A 15,994-nucleotide genomic window follows, 5' to 3' on the forward strand; every position below is an offset into this window, starting at 1 on the left:
CGCTTCTATGGAGAACCGGCGCCAAAGCGAAGGAAGAATTTCCTGCGTCGCCTTCGTCCTTCGCCTAAAACCGGAATGCCGTTGCCTGCTGGCCGCGGTCTGTCAGTAGCCATGCGCCGTCGTTGAGCGCGCCTTTCAGCCCGTCGCACGCCTGCGCCATCGCCACCATCGGATCGACCGAGATCGGCGGCAGCGGCTTGCGCTTCAGGGTGCGGGACAGGGCTTCGTCGCTGGGCGTCAGGACGCTGTGCGCATCGGCGGCGCGCAGCATTTTGACCGTCGCGGACAGGTCGCGCGCGGCGCGGCGCGCGACGGGGGAGAGGTGATTTAGCCCTTCCCGGTCGATGCGCCGGGCGAACAGCGCGACTTCATGCAGCCAGTAGCTGGTCAGGTCGAGCTGGTGGCGCAGCCGCCCATGCTGTTGCGGCGCGCGGCCCCAGGGCACCAGCCGCAGGGGCGCGATGGCGTCGCGCAGCAGCGCCGCCTTTTCCTCAAAATCATGGATCGCCGCGGTCAGCACCAGCCGGTTGAATCTGCCGCCGGGAAAGGCCGCCTCCAGCGAGCGTTCGACCGCATCGAGCAGCTTGTTATATTGTTCGCGCGCATAGGCGTCAGTGCTGCGCGGCAGGACGACCGCGGCGACGATGATCCCCGCCAGCGCGCCGATCGCCGTTTCCTCCAGCCGTAACAGCATCAGCGCATCGGTAAACTCGCCGATCGTCGAGAACAGCAATCCGACGACCACGGTGATAAAGAACGCCATCCAGGTATAGGACTGGGTAAAGGCATAGAAGATGCAGAAGATCGCCACCGGCATCAGCACCAGCGCGGCAACTGGATTGCCGTTGAAGATCCAAGCCAGCACCATTGCCGCAACGATCCCGGCAAAGGTCCCCGCAGTGCGTTGCAGCGATTTGAACAGCGCCTGTCCGCGCGAATAGGTGCCGGTGAACATCACGAAGACGGTGATGACGGCCCAGTACCAGCGTTCCGGCGACAGCGCCGTGCCGCCCAATATCGCAAGCAGGGTGGCGGCAGCCGACTGCACACCGGGGCGCAGCACCACCTCTTTCGGTTCCTCAGGGGGCGGGGTGACGGATTGCGCGGCGTCCAGATCGGGCGGCAGCTTCGCCGCTTCCTGCAGGTCGTTCAGCGCCTCCACCATCGGCCGCAGCAACCCATGGTCGGGCATCGGCCCTTTATGCAGCAACGCCTGGCCAAGCTGCGCGATGGCGGGTTTCAGGTCGATATCGCCGATCGATGCCAGATCGCGTTCCGCCTGAAGCGCCAGCCGTTCGGCCAGCGCCAGCACCTGCAACAGCGCCTCGGCCAGCGGGCGATGCGCCAGCCTGCCGCCTTTCAGATTGTCGAGCTCGCCCTCGGCCACCGTGCCCGCCGTCATCACCCGGCGAAGTTGCGCCCGGATCGGGGAGCGGTCGCTGTCGGCATTCAGCGCGGCGATCATCCGTGCCATCTTTGCCAGCCGCATCCGCAGCGACATCGCCGCCCAGGCGAACCGCCGCCAGGGCCGGTGCGGCACGACAAGCTGATGCACGATCAGCGCGCTTGCCGCGCCGATCACCACGCTTACCCATTGCCAGTGCAACTGCGCCGGGTCGGGGTGCAGGAAGGAGGCGAAGAAATAGCTGACATTGGCGGCCAGCGCAGCGGGTGCCCATTCCCGGCCATATTGCCGCAGATAGGCGGCTACCCCGACCACCAATATGAAAACGCCATGGTTCAGCAGCGTCTGATGCAGCAACGCCGACAGCGTGAACATCAGGCCCGCCGAAAGCGCCAGCGCCGCCGTTTTGCGCAGCCGCAGCGCAAGCTGGTCGTCGCCGACCACGGCACAGGAAAAGACGGTGACCGGAAAACCGACCAGAAAGGAGAGGATCGGCTGTTTCGCGACGATCGCCACCGCGAAACAGAGCAGCAGCGTCAGAATGAAGGCGAACATCGCCCGCGTGCCGCGTGCGGTGCGCACCATACCCGGATCGGCACGCACCAGTGCGCGACGCGCCGGTTTCGGCAGAGCGTTGACGGTAAGCGTGAGGAGCGTTGTCACGCGACGGAAACTTCCCGAAACCCAAAAGGTGCCGGGCAGCTTGTTCCAAAGCTGCCCCGCAGGCGGGACCATAGCGGCCCGGTCCGCGCACGCAACAACGCCCTTTCTACTTAGGCCGTTTATGGGTTTACGGCCTAGCGCAAAAGGGGCGCTTTACGGCACGCGAACCGGTCCCGACGGGCGGGGGTTCATCACCCGCCGGGTAAGGGGTCGATCCCGTCTATTTCAGGATCATTTCCTGCAACATGGTGGTGCCCATCACGCGGCGCATTTTCAGCCGGTCGTTGGATTCGGCCTCCAGCTTTTCGATGTTTTTCGACTGTTTGGCGTACCAGTCGATATAGGCCTTGCGCTGGGCCAGCGACTCTTCGGCATTGGGCACGTCCTTGTACATCACGACGAGATACAGGTCCGGCTCGCCGTCGCGCGGATGGGTGTTCTGCAACACCTTGTACCCGCTGATCCAGCCTTTGGATTTGGCGAATTCCTGATCCTTTTTCCAGGCATCGGCGAGCCATTGCATATAGGCATAGCTGCCGCCGTCGGTGAGTTCGATGCCGGTGACGTCCCAATACTGACCGGGATCGGCGGGGAAATCCTGCGCCAGCGCCGGGGCGGCGGACAGCAGGGCGATCGGCGCGGCGAACAGCATCGCACGCCGCAACAGGGCATGGGTCATGGCATCTCTCTCCACAAGGGGCACCGCGCGTCCATCACGCCGCGCGTCGGTGCCGACTGATCCGTGCCGTCGCATGGTTTGCGATCCCCCATCTGGCCGGCGGCGTGGATGCCTTCAGCCTCGCCAGATGGGTGCTGAAGTCAACGGAAATGGGGAGTTACCCCAAAGGGAAAGGCAGCAGCGCGTTGAGCGCGGCAAGCGGCGGCGCACCGGGAACAGGATGGCCCAGCCGCGCCATAAACGCATGGCGGACAAGCTCCGCCTGCTGCTCGATGCCATAGCGGTCGAACGGGCGTCCGGGTTCATGACGATAGGCGTAGCGGCAAAAGGGATGGCGCATCAGCGGCAGATACCAGCGCCCGCGCACCTGTGTCTGCCAGACATGCGTCATTTCGTGGACGAACAGCCCTTGCAGGTCCGGCGGCTCGGCGGCGAAGTCGTCGCGATACAGGTCGCCGCCGGGATGGAAATGGATGCACCCCATCGGCGCCATGACGACATGGCGCGGCTGAAAGAACGCCCATTTCTGTTGCGCGATTTCCGCCCGGTCATAGTCGATGGCCGCGCCGAACACGCTGCGTGCAAGCGCGATTTCTCCGGCGGTAAGGGGACGGCGGGACATGGCGGGGGATTGTGGCACCGGATAGCGGCGCGGGAAAGGGGCCTGACCATCAACCGGATCGTCACTGCGAGGAGCGTAGCGACGCGGCAGTCCGGATTGATCGGGATCGCAATGACGATAGCAGTCGCAGTAGCGTGACCGTTCGAAGCTGCGTATGACGGCGGCAACAATTGTCGGGGGATCGCATGGCAAGACTGGTGACATTGGGGGATGCGCGGGTGCTGGGCCCCGGAAAGCTGCGCTGGCTGCGTGCGCTGGGCTGGATGGTGCTGGTCGGCGCGCTGGTCATTTTCAGCTTCGGACTGATCGGCGGCGGCTTTATGGGCATAGCGGCCAGCCGCGCGGGCATACCGCTGAAACTGCTCGACCCCAGTATCATCCTGCTCGCCACGATCCTTGCCGCGCTGGTGGCGACGTCGCTCTATGCAGCGCTGGTGCGCTGGGGAGAAAAGCGCGAGCCGGATGAACTGAAGCTGCGATTTCTGCCCGCCGAACTGCCGCTGGGGCTGCTGATCGGCGCAGCGATGCAGGCGGCGGCGGTCGGCCTGTTATGGCTGGGCGGCTGGGTGACGATCAGCGCGCAGCCCATTACCCATATCCTGACCGCGCTGGACGACACGGTGCAATCGGGGGTGATGGAAGAGGTGCTGTTCCGCCTCGTCATCCTGCGGCTGGTGTGGCGCGCGTTCGGCCCCGGCTGGGCGCTGGCGATCTCGGCGGCGTTTTTCGGCGCGGCGCACCTGTCCAACCCCAATTCGAACTGGTTCGCCGCCGTCTGCATCGCGGTGGAGGCCGGTATCATGCTTGCCTCCTTCTACATCCTGACCGGGCGGATCTGGGTGTCGATGGGCGTTCATGCCGGGTGGAATTTCACGCAAGGCTGGATTTTCGGCGCGGCCGTATCGGGCACCGCGGGCTTTGCGGGCGGCCCGCTGACGACGCAGCCGGTGGCGGGCGCCGCGGCATGGCTGTCGGGCGGTGCGTTCGGTCCCGAAGCCTCGCTCGCCGGGTTGCTGGTCGGCACGGTGGTCGGCGTCGCCGTCCTCAAACGCGCCTATGATCTGGGGCGGATGGGGAAGGGGTGACGGCTGGATCGCGTGGACAAGCTCTGTCATGCCCATGATGGGCTTGGCCCTGTTTTGTGTGTATGCAACCGTCCTTGCGGCAAAGAAAGCGGACTTTATGTTGTTCGTGTAGAACAACATGCGCGCAGCAATATTTACAGTATGGCACTTAAATATGAATCATGATAAATATTATAATATATTTGTTCTGATGTGCGGGTTTTTTGTTCTAATTTATTCTATTAAAAGCGTACGTGCAGGACATATAACTAATGTTTTTATAGAAATTTATAGAGTTGAAAATCCCATATTTTTCTGGAGCATTATTTCGTTAAATTTATTCGCTTCTATAGGCATAATAATAATTTATTTACCCAGTATTATAGCTTATTTACTGTAGTGTATTTATTGAATTTGCATATAATATACTGCATTCAGCTTACTATCGCACAAATCTGATTATGTTGTCCGACGCCGGCTATCTCGGCCAACCCGGCGAAGCCCGGTTTATGCTTATTTGAAATATTCAGACCAATGGCATCGTGAAGATTCGTTTTGAACGTCAGTCGTCGCGGTCTTCTGGCCTTCGGAGCGGTCGGCATCGAGGCCGCTGCCCGTGTGCGGGCCGTTTTGCAATGCCGCGCCCGCTATTATCCCTCGATCGTCACGCTGGCCGGGTGGTGTTTGTCGAGATGTTTCCTGATGATCTTCACATTGCGGCTGTTGGAGCGGAAGAAGAAGTCGGGGATGGCGCCGACCCAGGGGATCATGCCGAACGCCCAGTCAAGCGCGACATTGCCGCCCATTCGCGTCATCTGCAGCTTCGACATGCCCAGATTGCGCGCTTCCCAGACCAGATAACCGCCGAGGATCGCGCCGATCGTCGTGCCGCCGAACGGCAGGATGTCGAGCACCACGTCCAGCCCGATGCGGCGTTTCAGCCCCGGCAACGGGATCGAACGTTCGAGAAGAAATTCCAGTGCCTCGACGCGTGCGCGCACAGACTGTGCGTCGGTGCCGAAGGGATTGGTGCGGCCCATTTTTTCGGCGGAACCGGGCGCCATTCGGATCGGTCTTGCCATATCCCCTAATTGGGGAGGGTGCGCAGCTGATTCAATGGATGCCAGGCGCGGGCATTGGCCTGCCACTGGTCGAGCCGGTTGGCGACCAGCGACCAGCGCAGCGGGCTTGCGATGGGGATGAAGGCGGCATCGGCGGTCAGTGCGGCATCGGCTTCGGCAAGGCGTTGCGCGCGCGCATCGGCATTGGGCGCGTCGCGCGCGGCGTCGAGCAGCGTCTCGCTATCCGCACTGCACTGGACGCAGGCGGTGCGCAGATACCAGCGCGCGCTGTCGAACGGGGCCACCCGGTCGATCAGCCGCAGATCGGCCTGCGCGCGCTCCTTCACCCGCATTACCGGCAGGCCGAGTGCATGGATGGCCGGGCCGATCCGCGCCCAGAGCAGGTTGCCGCCCGGATCGTCGGGCAGCGCCACCCGGATCGGCATCACGCCGGGCAGGGTATCGGCGCTGCCGTTGCGCGCCTTGTCGCCCAGCGCATGTTTCCATGCCGCCACCCGCCGTCGCGCGGTGGTCAGGCGATCGTCGGCGGACAGGCCCTGCCAGTCGGGCGTGGCGGGGCCGGCGGCGGAATCGAGCTGATCGGGCAGGATCGTCGTGCGCGCATGCCAGGTGCTGGTGAATGCGCCGAGAATGGCGTCGCGGTCGAGCGCCATGGCAATCGCCGCGCGGTTCTTCGCATCCGCCAGAAAGCCGGTGCGATTGACCACGGCGAGGCCGAACAGCCCCTGTGCGGGATCGGTCTTGATGCTGTTTTTCGCGACCCCGCTCAGCTCCAGCGTCGGCCAGTCACGGAAGGTGCCGCCCAGCACCAGATCGCTGGTGCCGTCGGCAAAACGCGCAATCGCCAGCGACGCGCGCTCGCCGATCAGGCGGACATCCTGCCGCTTGTCGGGCGGGGCGGCGTTCACACTGTCGTCGGTGCCGTCCTCATCCGCACTGTCCGCCGGGCTGACGGGGCGCAGCAGCACGCCCGGCCCCTTGCTGTTATCGACGATACGGAAAGGACCCGTACCGTTCAGGCCGCCGGGACGGAACGCCGCCATTTCGGGCTGGGCCAGCAGTTGCAGCAGGCCGGGACGCGGTTGCGACAATTCGACTTCGAGCACCTGCGGCGTCATCGCCACCACCTGATCGACGGCATGGAGGAATGGCGCCATCGGGTTTTTGGAACCGGGTGCGGCGGCACGGCTGAGCGTCCGTGCAACCGCTTCCGCATCGACGGGTTTGCCGCCGGGCCATGCCGCGTCATTATCCAGGCGGAAGATATAGCTGGTGCCGTCGTCGATCACGATCCAGCGTTCGGCCAGCGCCGGTTCGACCTGCCCGTTGCCGTCGAACCGCACCAGCCCCTGTGCGGTAGCACCCATCAGCACGCGCGAGGGAAAATCCATGCGCCCCTTGTTCGGATCGGCCGGTGTCGCCGGGCCGCCGATGGCGCTGACCACCACCTGCCGCTCGTCGCTCGCGCTGCCGCAGCCGGACAGGGCCAGCGTGGCGGCGATCAGCAGGGCAGTGGCGATACGCTTCATGGGGTTTCCCCGGATCACAGGATCCGATGCCGTCTATGATGCGCGACCGCGACTGCCAAGCCCTCCTTTTGGGAGTGGCGGCACGTTGCGGGCCGGGTGTTGCAAACGCGCCGCGCCTGTGCGCGGGATGATCGGATGGAGCGGCTAGGGTCATGACCCTAGAGACATTGTGCGCCGACCGTTCTATGGGCCGCCCATGGAACAGACTGTGTGGCATCGGGGATGCGCTGAAACAGCGACGGTGTTGCGATGACCGGCACGGAAGCCGATGCCATCATTCTGGGTGCGGGCGCCGCCGGGCTGATGTGCGCGGCACAGGCGGGGCTGCGCGGGCGGCGCGTGCTGTTGCTCGAACGCGCCGGGCGGCCGGGGAAGAAAATCCTGATTTCGGGGGGCGGGCGGTGCAATTTCACCAACATTGATACCGCGCCCGACCGCTATATTTCCGCCAACCCGCATTTCGCCAAGTCGGCGCTGAGCCGCTATACGCCGCAGGACTTTCTGGCGCTGGTGGAGGATCGCGGCATCGCCTGGCACGAAAAGACGCTGGGGCAGCTCTTTTGCGACGGATCGGCGCGGCAGATTGTCGATATGCTGGTCGATGGGGTAGTGCAGACCGGCGGGACGATCCGCTGCGATCAGCAGATTGCGGGCGTCGATCATGCCGATGGCCGCTTTCGCGTCACGACGCAGGACGGCAGTTTTGAAGCGCCCGCGCTGGTCATCGCCACCGGGGGACCGTCGATCCCCAAAATGGGCGCGACCGGCTTTGCCTATGATCTGGCGCGGCAATTCGGGTTGAAGGTGGTGGAGCCGCGCCCGGCGCTGGTGCCGCTGACGCTGGGCGGTGAGGATGTGCTGTTCCGCGAGCTTTCGGGCGTTGCCACCGAGATTGTCGCGCGCACCGGCAAGACGGCGTTTCGGGAGGCCGGGCTGTTCACCCATCGCGGGCTGTCGGGTCCCGCGATCCTGCAAATCTCTTCCTATTGGCGGCATGGCGAGGCGGTGGCGGTGGATTTCCTGCCCGACCGCGCGCCCGGCTGGCTGGTGGATGCAAAGCGCAGTACCCCGCGTGCGACGATGCGTTCGCTGCTGAAGGATGCGCTGCCCGACCGGCTCGCCGTGACGCTGGCCGAGCGGCTGGCGCTGGAGGGCGAGCTTGCCAATCTGCCCGATGCGCGGCTGAACGCGGCGGCGGCGCAGCTTTCCGGCTGGCGCTTCATCCCCAACGGTACGGAGGGCTTCGCCAAGGCGGAGGTGACGGCGGGCGGAATCAGCACCGCGGAACTTTCTTCGAAAACAATGGAAGCCAAACGCGTTCCGGGGCTGTATGGGATCGGCGAAGCGATCGATGTGACGGGCTGGCTGGGCGGATATAATTTCCAATGGGCCTGGGCCAGCGGCTGGGCTGCCGCCCGATCGATCTGATTTCCCCCTGGTTTCGGGCGCGGTTGCCCGGACGTGATGATTGCGAGTTTCATGAGCTTTTCCACCCTTCCGCCCGTTCTGGCAGAGGCGCTTGCCGAACGTGGCTATGCCGAGCCGACCCCGGTACAGGCCGCCGTCCTAAATCCCGACGCCGCGGGCCGCGACCTGATCGTTTCCGCGCAGACGGGGTCGGGCAAGACCGTCGCCTTCGGCCTGGCGCTGGCGAATGAGTTGCTCGGCGACAGCGGTGCGGTGGAGGAAAACGCCACGCCGCGCGCGCTGGTGATTGCGCCGACGCGCGAACTGGCGTTGCAGGTCAGCCGCGAACTGATCTGGCTTTATGGCAAGGCGGGTGCGCGCATCGCCACCTGTGTCGGCGGCATGAACGCCTCGCACGAACGCCGGGTGCTGCGCAACGGGGCCGCCATCGTCGTCGGCACGCCGGGGCGGCTGCGCGATCACCTCGAACGCGGCGCGCTCGACCTGTCGGCGCTGGCGGGGATCGTCCTCGATGAAGCCGACGAGATGCTCGACATGGGCTTTCGCGAGGATCTGGAAGAGATTCTCGACGCCACGCCGCAGGAGCGGCGCACGCTGCTGTTCTCCGCTACCATGCCGCGCCCGATCGAGGCGCTGGCGAAACGCTATCAGCGTGACGCGCTGCGCATTTCGACGGTGGGTGACGATCGCGGCCATGGCGATATTACCTATCAGGCGGTGACCGTCTCGCCCTCCGACGTGGAGAATGCGGTGGTCAACCTGCTGCGCTTTCATGAGGCGGAAACGGCGATCCTGTTCTGCGCCACGCGCGACAATGTCCGCCGCCTGCACGCCACTTTGCTGGAGCGCGGGTTTGCTGCGGTGGCGCTGTCGGGGGAGCATTCGCAGTCGGAGCGTAATCAGGCGCTGCAGGCGCTGCGCGACCGGCGCGCGCGCGTCTGCGTCGCCACCGATGTCGCCGCGCGCGGTATCGACCTGCCGACGCTCAGCCTCGTCATCCATGTCGAAATTCCGCGTGATGCCGAAACGCTGCAACACCGTTCGGGGCGCACGGGGCGCGCGGGCAAGAAGGGCACGGCGGCGCTGATCGTGCCCTATCCGCGCCGCAAGCGGGTCGATGCGATGCTGCGCCGGGCAAAGATCGACGCTGCCTGGATCGACGCGCCGGGGCCGGACGCCATTCGCAAGCAGGACCATGAGCGGCTGCTCGCACGGCTGATGGCGCCGGTAGAGCTGGAGGATGCGGATCGGGAACTGGGCGAACGCCTGCTCGCCGAACGCACGCCGCAGGATATTGCCGCGATGCTGGTGCACGCGCATCGCGCGGCGCTGCCCGAACCTGAAGATCTGATCGAAAACACGCCGGAGGCGCGGCGTGAGGCGCAGCAGCAGCGCCACCGTCCGGGATTTGAGGATGTGGTGTGGTTCCGTCTGAATATCGGGCGGCGTCAGAATGCCGATCCGCGCTGGATCCTGCCGCTGCTGTGCCGTCGCGGGCACATCACCCGCAACGAAATCGGCGCGATCCGCATCGGCCCGGCGGAAAGCTATTTTCAGGTGCCCCGTGCCATCGCCGGCAAATTCGCCGCCGCACTGGAACGCACCGCGGGCAGCGATGAGGATGGCGAGGACATCCGCATCGAACCGTCCGATGAGGCCCCGCGCGACAGCGGACCGGCACATCGCCGGGGTGCCCAGCCGTCGCGCCGGGGCGACGCACCACCCCATCGTGCCAAACTCCACCGCAAGGGCGGAAGCCCGAAGGGAGAGGGCGGCAAGCCCGCGGGCAAGGGTGAGGGCAAAGGCGGCAAGAAACCCGACCGCACCCGCGCGGGACCGCCAAAGGGCAAGAAGAAACCCTTCAAGCGGAAGGGGGAATGAGGCTACCTTACCCGCACACTCCCGGCCGTTTCTCTGACCATGGCCGCGCCTCTTCCAGTTCATAGGCCAGTGCGAGCAGGTCGGCTTCGGCACCGATGGCCGCGCCGAACTGTACGCCGATGGGCAGGCCGTCGGCGCTGAACGCGCCGGGGATGCTCATCGCGGGCGCGCCGACGACATTATAGGGCGTGGTATAGCCGACATAACGCGGCAGGCGCTCGGCCATCGTCTCGACCGGCAGGTCGGGGGCCAGCCAGCCGATTTCGGGCGGCGGCAGCGACAGGACCGGCGACAGGATCATGTCATAGCGCGACAGCCATTCGCTGTACGGCACATGCAGCCCGTTGAGATAGGCGACCGCCTGATCCACCGCGCCGTCAGGGGCGCTCGCGACGATGGATGCCATCGCCAGGCTGAACAGCTCCATCTCTTCAAGGCCCGGCGCATGGCCGATGCGCCCGGCCGTTTCCGCGACGATGTTCGCCGCGCCGGTGGACCAGGCGAGCAGGAAGGGATCGCCCATCGCCGCAATCGGCTGCGGCCACGCGGTCGGCTCGACATGGTGGCCGAGCTGTTCGAGCAGCCCGGCCATGCCCTGCACGGCGTCGGCCACCTCAGCATCGGGCGCGCCGGAGGGGCTGTCGAGCAGCATGCCGATGCGCAGCCGCTTTTTCGCCGGTCCGTCGATCCTGCCGAGCGGGGGCAGGCCGTTGTCCTGCGCTTCCAGCGCGGAAAGCAGCGTGGCGCTGTCCCGCACGCTGCGCGATACGCACAGATGGACGCTGAGCGGGAGCGGGAAATGCCCCGGATCGGTCGCCAGCGTGCGCCCGCGCGAGGTCTTCAGTCCGAACAGGCCGCAGCATGACGCCGGGATGCGGATCGACCCGCCGCCGTCGCTGGCATGGGCGAAGGGCACGACATGCGCGGCGGTCGCACTCGCCGCGCCGCCCGATGAGCCGCCGGAGGAATGGTCCGGCCCCCACGGATTGCGCGTCGGGCCGAAGGCGAGCGGCTCGGTGGTCGGCAGGAAACCGTGTTCGGGCGTCGCACTCTTGCCGATGGGGTTGAGGCCGGTCGCCAGCATGCCCGAAACGAAGGGCGATTGCCGCGTCGCCGGGGCCATGCCGGCGGTCGCGCGTGAGCCTTTGCGCGTGGCCATGCCGATATAATCGTCGAGATCCTTGATCAGGAAAGGCACGCCCGCAAACACGCCGTCGCCCAGCGGTTCGCGCGCGCGATCACGGGCGCGTTCGAAATCGTCGGCGACCAGGAAGTTGAGTTGCGGATTGATCGCCTCGGCGCGTGCGATGGCCGCGTCGGTGACTTCCAGCGCGGAGACCTCGCCCGACCGGAGTGCCTGCGCCGTCGCAACGGCATCCCAGTCGGCCATTTCGTCAGCGGCCATGTCCCTCTCCTTGTATCTTGTTTGCACCGATGGTGGCGCAGATGCTGTCCGGCGGCAATAGCGCGCGGGCCGGTGGGAAAATTTTACGGTTTTCTTATGCCCGTGCCCGTAATTTCCCCGCGCCGTTTTACGGGGCGTGACCGCATATGGCGCACCATGGATACGACCACGCACGAACCTGCCGCCGGAAACCGCAAGCGTCTGGCATTGCTGACACTGGGCGCCATCGGCGTCGTATATGGCGATATCGGCACCAGCCCGCTTTATGCTTTCCGCGAAGCATTGGCCCAGTGCGCCGATGACGGGATTACGCGCGGCGAGATTCTGGGCGTGCTGTCGCTGGCGCTATGGGCGCTGATCATCGTGGTGACGGTGAAATATGTGCTGTTCCTGTCGCGCGCCGACAATAACGGCGAAGGCGGGGTGCTGTCGCTGATGGCGCTTGCCCGCCGCGCGACACAGGGAAAATGGCCGATCGTGGTAGTGCTGGGGGCGATGGGCGCGGCGCTGTTCTTTGGCGATGCGATCATCACGCCCGCTTTGTCGGTGCTGTCGGCGGTGGAAGGACTGCGCACCGTGCCGGGGTTTCAGCAGGTGATGACGTCGCCGGTGGTGCTGATGCTGACTGCGGCGATCCTGATCGGGTTGTTCGCGATCCAGTCGCGCGGCACCGCCAGCGTGGCCAGCCTGTTCGGGCCGGTCTGCGCGGTCTGGTTCGTGACCCTGGCCGGGCTGGGTGTGTGGCACATTATGGATGCGCCAAAGGTGCTGCTGGCGTTCAACCCGCTTTATGCCGTCGACTTTCTCGCTGGCCACGGGGTTGCCGGACTGTTCGTGCTAGGTGCGGTGTTTCTGACGGTTACCGGCGCAGAAGCGCTGATCGCCGATATGGGCCATTTCGGGCGCTTACCGATTCAGATCGGCTGGCTGAGCTTCGTCTGGCCCGCACTAAGCTTGAACTATCTGGGACAAGGTGCGCTGGCATTATCCGGACAGCGGGCGGCGGAGGCGGCGGGACAGCCCTTTGCCAATGCCGACTGGTTTTTCCTGATGGCACCCGACAGCCTGCGCGCGCCGCTGGTCATTCTTGCCACGCTGGCGACGATCATTGCCAGTCAGGCGGTCATCACCGGTGCCTATTCACTGACGCAACAGGCGATTGCGCTGGGCCTGTTGCCGCGGCTGACCATTCGCCAGACATCGGCAGCGCAGATCGGGCAGATCTATATCCCGCTGGTCAACTGGCTGTTGCTGCTAGGCGTGCTGATTCTGGTCGGCACCTTCCGCAGCAGTTCGGCGATGGCCGCCGCCTATGGCATCGCGGTGACGGGAACGATGGTGGTCACCACCTGTCTGGCCTTCATCATCGTGTGGCGGGCCTGGGGCTGGACGATCGAGCTGGCGGTCCTGTTCATTGCACCTTTTCTGATCATCGACCTGATCTTTTTCGGCGCCAATATCCTGCGCGTAGCCGAAGGCGGGTGGGTGCCGCTGATGGTGGCGAGCGCAATGGCCCTCATCATCTTCACCTGGATGCGCGGGCGGCGCACGGCGTTGCGGCGGTCTGGCGAAAACGGCGTGGCGATGGAGGAGGTGGCGAAAGCGCTGTCGCGGCATCCGCCGGTGCTGGTCGACGGGGTCGCCGTATTTCTGACTTCCGATACAGCCTATGCCCCGTCGGCGCTGCTGCACAATCTGAAGCACAATAAGGCATTGCACCGCACCAACCTGATCCTGGCGGTCAGGACGGCGGAGGCCCCGCATATTGTGCCGGGCAAGCGTCTGGAGGTGCAGCGGATCGATGAACATTTCGTGCGCGCGACGCTGCATTATGGCTATATGGACGTAATCGACGTACCGAGCGATCTCGGCCGTGAAGAAGGATTGCTGGCGCAGCGTGGCGGCACGTCCTTCTTTGTCGGGCGCAACGCCATCCGGCGTGCGTCGCGACCGGTTCTGCCGGGGTGGATGACGATGCTCTATGCCTTTCTGCACCGCAATTCCGCCGACCCGGTGGTATGGTTCAACATTCCGGCCAACCGCGTCGTCGAACTCGGCTCTCAGGTCGAATTGTGATCTACGGGGAATGGCGCGACTATCTGGCCGGCATCGTTGCCGTCGCCATCATTACCGCCATCACCATCGTCTGGCATCCGGCGATCGGCACGGCGTCGTCGGCGCTGCTGTTTCTGCTTCCCGTCCTGCCGGCGTCGGTGCGGGGGGTACGCGGCGCGGGATTGTGCACCGCAGCCATCAGCGCGCTGAGCTATAATTTCTTCCTGCTGCCGCCACGCTATACGCTGCGCATCCATGGGTTCGACAACTTTGTCAGCGTCATCGTGCTGTTCGCGGTTGCGCTGGTCACCACCCGGCTGGCTTATGCGCTGAAGGCGCGCGAGCGCGAGGCGCAGGCCCATGCCGACAGCAGCGCGGAAGAAGCGCAGTTCGCCGCGATCCTTGCCAAAGGGGAAGGGGATGAGGGCGTTCGCGTCGGGCTGGACTGGATCAGTGCCCGTTATGGCGCGGTGGAACTGATCCGCGATGTCGAAAGCGATGCGATGCGGCTTGGCTCGCTGAGCGCTTCGGCGGCGGTGTGGGCTGCGCATCACGGAGAGCCGACCGGTCATGCGGCCACGGTGATGGCGGCTGCCGACTGGAGCTTTTTCCCGCTGGGCGGTGATTCCGATCAGGCAGTGCTGGCGGTCGCCCGGCCACCGGGCGGAGCAAGCCGAGCGCCCGCGCAGATTGCCCAACTATGCACCTTTGCCCGTCTGCTGGGGCAGGCGCGCGACCGTGCGGCGCTGCATCGCGAACGGACTGAGCGGCAGCGGCTGGAAGATCGGGAGGAGTTGCGCCGTACCTTTTTGGCGTCGCTGGCGCATGATTTTCGTACACCGCTGACGGTGATACGCGGTGGTCTTGCCGAACTGGCGGCGAACGACGCACGGCCCGAACTCAGGGCGCTGGTGCGACAGGCGCATCGTCTCGACCGGATGATGGACGACCTGATCGGCGCGGCACGGATCGAAAGCGGTGCGCTGTCCCCCCGAATGGAGGCAACCGATATGGTCGATGCCGTTGCCGATGCCGTCGATGCCGTGGCACCGACACTGGCTCAACGCCGGCTTGATCGTTCGGTCCCGGCGGATCTGCCGCTGGTGCGTGCCGATCCGGTGCTGTTGCGCCATATCCTTATCAACCTGCTCGACAATGCCGCGCGGCATGCGGCAAGCCACGTTTCGATTACCGCATCGAAACGAAGCGGCCGGGTTTTCCTGCTGATCGCCGACGATGGAGACGGTATTCCGCCGGGCGAGGAAACAGCGATGTTCGAACGCTTCGTCCGCCTGGCCGGAAGCGACCGGACGGGCGGCAGCGGGCTGGGTCTGTCGATTGCGCGCGGTTTCGCCGATGCAATGGGGGCAAGGCTGAGCGCGGAGCCGTCAGGCGAAGGCGGCGCGCGGTTCGTGCTGGACCTGCCCATGCTGGACGGGAATGATGCGGCATGAGCAGTGTTCTGGTGGTTGATGACGAACTGGCGATCCGGCGGCTGGTGGCGTCGATCCTGTCGCGCGGCGGGCATGAGGCGATCCCGGCGGGTACGGCTGCGGAAGCGCTGACGCTGATCGAGCGACGGCCGCCCGATGCGGCGATTGTCGATCTGGGGCTTCCCGACCGCGACGGGCTGGAACTCGTTGCTGCGTTGCGTGCGGCTGGTGATTTGCCGATTCTGGTGCTCAGCGCGCGCAGCGATACAACGGACAAGATTGCCGCGTTGGACCTGGGTGCCGACGATTATGTGACGAAGCCGTTTGACGGCGATGAATTGCTTGCCCGGCTGCGTTCGGCGTTACGGCGCAGCGGTTCCGCCGTGCCTGCCGATCCGGTGCTGCGCCACGGTGTATTGACGCTTGACCCCGACCGGCGCGAGGTGACGGTGCGCGGGGAGGCGGCGATGCTGACCCCGCGCGAATTCAGCGTGCTGCACCTGCTGGTCGCGGCGGGCGGGCGCGTTCTTACCCATCGCCATATTCTGGAAACCGTCTGGGGACCGGCGCATATCGGCGACACCGAATATCTGCGCGTTATCGTGCGGTCGCTGCGCCTGAAGCTGGAGGAGGATCCGACACGCCCGCAACTGATCCGCAATGAACCTGCAATCGGCTATCGTCTGGTATGAAGCAGGTAAATACTGCGCCGCGGCAAGGAAAAAACCCGGTGTCATTAGAGCGGTTT

12 protein-coding genes are annotated in these 15,994 nt (G+C 65.2%); 6 read left to right on the plus strand and 6 right to left on the minus strand.

Annotated features, from left to right (window positions below):
• Positions 1 to 64: 64 nt before the first annotated feature.
• From FHR23_RS16785 to FHR23_RS13055, 3 genes are all read right to left on the minus strand, one after another.
• Positions 65 to 2,068 carry an FUSC family protein gene (locus FHR23_RS16785; protein WP_184004773.1) on the minus strand — a complete coding sequence of 668 codons (2,004 nt, stop codon included), beginning with the start codon at positions 2,066 to 2,068 and terminating at the stop codon, positions 65 to 67.
• A gap of 220 nt (positions 2,069 to 2,288) precedes the next feature.
• Positions 2,289 to 2,747: a hypothetical protein gene (locus FHR23_RS13050; RefSeq protein WP_184004777.1), complete on the minus strand. Its 459-nt coding sequence runs from the start codon at positions 2,745 to 2,747 to the stop codon at positions 2,289 to 2,291.
• A gap of 157 nt (positions 2,748 to 2,904) precedes the next feature.
• Complete coding sequence (locus FHR23_RS13055) at positions 2,905 to 3,369, minus strand: vgr related protein (protein ID WP_184004780.1); 465 nt, start codon at positions 3,367 to 3,369, stop codon at positions 2,905 to 2,907.
• A gap of 185 nt (positions 3,370 to 3,554) precedes the next feature.
• On the opposite strand from FHR23_RS13055, the gene FHR23_RS13060 reads away from it, so the two are divergent.
• Positions 3,555 to 4,454 carry a CPBP family intramembrane glutamic endopeptidase gene (locus FHR23_RS13060; protein ID WP_184004782.1) on the plus strand — a complete coding sequence of 300 codons (900 nt, stop codon included), beginning with the start codon at positions 3,555 to 3,557 and terminating at the stop codon, positions 4,452 to 4,454.
• A gap of 629 nt (positions 4,455 to 5,083) precedes the next feature.
• Here FHR23_RS13060 and FHR23_RS13065 read toward each other — a convergent pair.
• Together FHR23_RS13065 and FHR23_RS13070 are read right to left on the minus strand one after the other, a co-directional pair.
• A complete protein-coding gene (locus FHR23_RS13065) occupies positions 5,084 to 5,515 on the minus strand; it encodes a DUF4112 domain-containing protein (RefSeq protein ID WP_425506370.1) in 432 nt (143 codons plus the stop codon).
• A 5-nt stretch (positions 5,516 to 5,520) separates the two neighbouring features.
• Positions 5,521 to 7,044: an ABC transporter substrate-binding protein gene (locus FHR23_RS13070; protein ID WP_184004784.1), complete on the minus strand. Its 1,524-nt coding sequence runs from the start codon at positions 7,042 to 7,044 to the stop codon at positions 5,521 to 5,523.
• A 249-nt stretch (positions 7,045 to 7,293) separates the two neighbouring features.
• On the opposite strand from FHR23_RS13070, the gene FHR23_RS13075 reads away from it, so the two are divergent.
• Both FHR23_RS13075 and FHR23_RS13080 read left to right on the plus strand, forming a co-directional pair.
• Positions 7,294 to 8,472 carry a BaiN/RdsA family NAD(P)/FAD-dependent oxidoreductase gene (locus FHR23_RS13075; RefSeq protein WP_184004788.1) on the plus strand — a complete coding sequence of 393 codons (1,179 nt, stop codon included), beginning with the start codon at positions 7,294 to 7,296 and terminating at the stop codon, positions 8,470 to 8,472.
• 51 nt (positions 8,473 to 8,523) lie between these two features.
• Positions 8,524 to 10,353 carry a DEAD/DEAH box helicase gene (locus FHR23_RS13080; RefSeq protein ID WP_184004791.1) on the plus strand — a complete coding sequence of 610 codons (1,830 nt, stop codon included), beginning with the start codon at positions 8,524 to 8,526 and terminating at the stop codon, positions 10,351 to 10,353.
• A 7-nt stretch (positions 10,354 to 10,360) separates the two neighbouring features.
• Here FHR23_RS13080 and FHR23_RS13085 read toward each other — a convergent pair whose 3' ends face one another.
• Positions 10,361 to 11,758 carry an amidase gene (locus FHR23_RS13085; RefSeq protein WP_184004794.1) on the minus strand — a complete coding sequence of 466 codons (1,398 nt, stop codon included), beginning with the start codon at positions 11,756 to 11,758 and terminating at the stop codon, positions 10,361 to 10,363.
• 156 nt (positions 11,759 to 11,914) lie between these two features.
• Here FHR23_RS13085 and FHR23_RS13090 point away from each other — a divergent pair, with 156 nt between their 5' ends.
• Genes FHR23_RS13090 through FHR23_RS13100 form a run of 3 tightly spaced genes read left to right on the plus strand, consistent with a single transcriptional unit; the run spans position 11,915 to position 15,938 of the window.
• The gene (locus FHR23_RS13090) at positions 11,915 to 13,834 is read left to right on the plus strand and encodes a potassium transporter Kup (protein WP_184004797.1); all 1,920 of its coding nucleotides are present in this window, start codon (positions 11,915 to 11,917) and stop codon (positions 13,832 to 13,834) included.
• Positions 13,831 to 15,267 (plus strand): ATP-binding protein, encoded by a 1,437-nt coding sequence (locus FHR23_RS13095; protein WP_343043152.1) that lies wholly within the window; start codon positions 13,831 to 13,833, stop codon positions 15,265 to 15,267. The genes FHR23_RS13090 and FHR23_RS13095 overlap by 4 nt, the downstream gene beginning before the upstream one ends.
• Positions 15,264 to 15,938, plus strand: a complete 675-nt coding sequence (locus FHR23_RS13100; protein WP_184004803.1) for a response regulator transcription factor — start codon at positions 15,264 to 15,266, stop codon at positions 15,936 to 15,938. Before FHR23_RS13095 ends, FHR23_RS13100 begins: the two co-directional genes overlap by 4 nt.
• Positions 15,939 to 15,994 lie beyond the last annotated feature (56 nt).

The organism is Stakelama sediminis (assembly GCF_014199335.1).
Taxonomy (GTDB): Bacteria; Pseudomonadota; Alphaproteobacteria; order Sphingomonadales; family Sphingomonadaceae; genus Sphingomonas; species Sphingomonas sediminis.

Excerpts from the sequence above, each read along its gene's own strand:
- FHR23_RS13050 (WP_184004777.1), bottom strand. The coding sequence starts at position 2,747 with ATGACCCATGCCCTGTTGCGGCGTGCGATGCTGTTCGCCGCGCCGATC.
- FHR23_RS13055 (WP_184004780.1), bottom strand. The coding sequence starts at position 3,369 with ATGTCCCGCCGTCCCCTTACCGCCGGAGAAATCGCGCTTGCACGCAGC.
- FHR23_RS13060 (WP_184004782.1), top strand. The coding sequence starts at position 3,555 with ATGGCAAGACTGGTGACATTGGGGGATGCGCGGGTGCTGGGCCCCGGA.
- FHR23_RS13065 (WP_425506370.1), bottom strand. The coding sequence starts at position 5,515 with ATGGCAAGACCGATCCGAATGGCGCCCGGTTCCGCCGAAAAAATGGGC.
- FHR23_RS13070 (WP_184004784.1), bottom strand. The coding sequence starts at position 7,044 with ATGAAGCGTATCGCCACTGCCCTGCTGATCGCCGCCACGCTGGCCCTG.
- FHR23_RS13075 (WP_184004788.1), top strand. The coding sequence starts at position 7,294 with ATGACCGGCACGGAAGCCGATGCCATCATTCTGGGTGCGGGCGCCGCC.
- FHR23_RS13080 (WP_184004791.1), top strand. The coding sequence starts at position 8,524 with ATGAGCTTTTCCACCCTTCCGCCCGTTCTGGCAGAGGCGCTTGCCGAA.
- FHR23_RS13085 (WP_184004794.1), bottom strand. The coding sequence starts at position 11,758 with ATGGCCGCTGACGAAATGGCCGACTGGGATGCCGTTGCGACGGCGCAG.
- FHR23_RS13090 (WP_184004797.1), top strand. The coding sequence starts at position 11,915 with ATGGATACGACCACGCACGAACCTGCCGCCGGAAACCGCAAGCGTCTG.
- FHR23_RS13100 (WP_184004803.1), top strand. The coding sequence starts at position 15,264 with ATGAGCAGTGTTCTGGTGGTTGATGACGAACTGGCGATCCGGCGGCTG.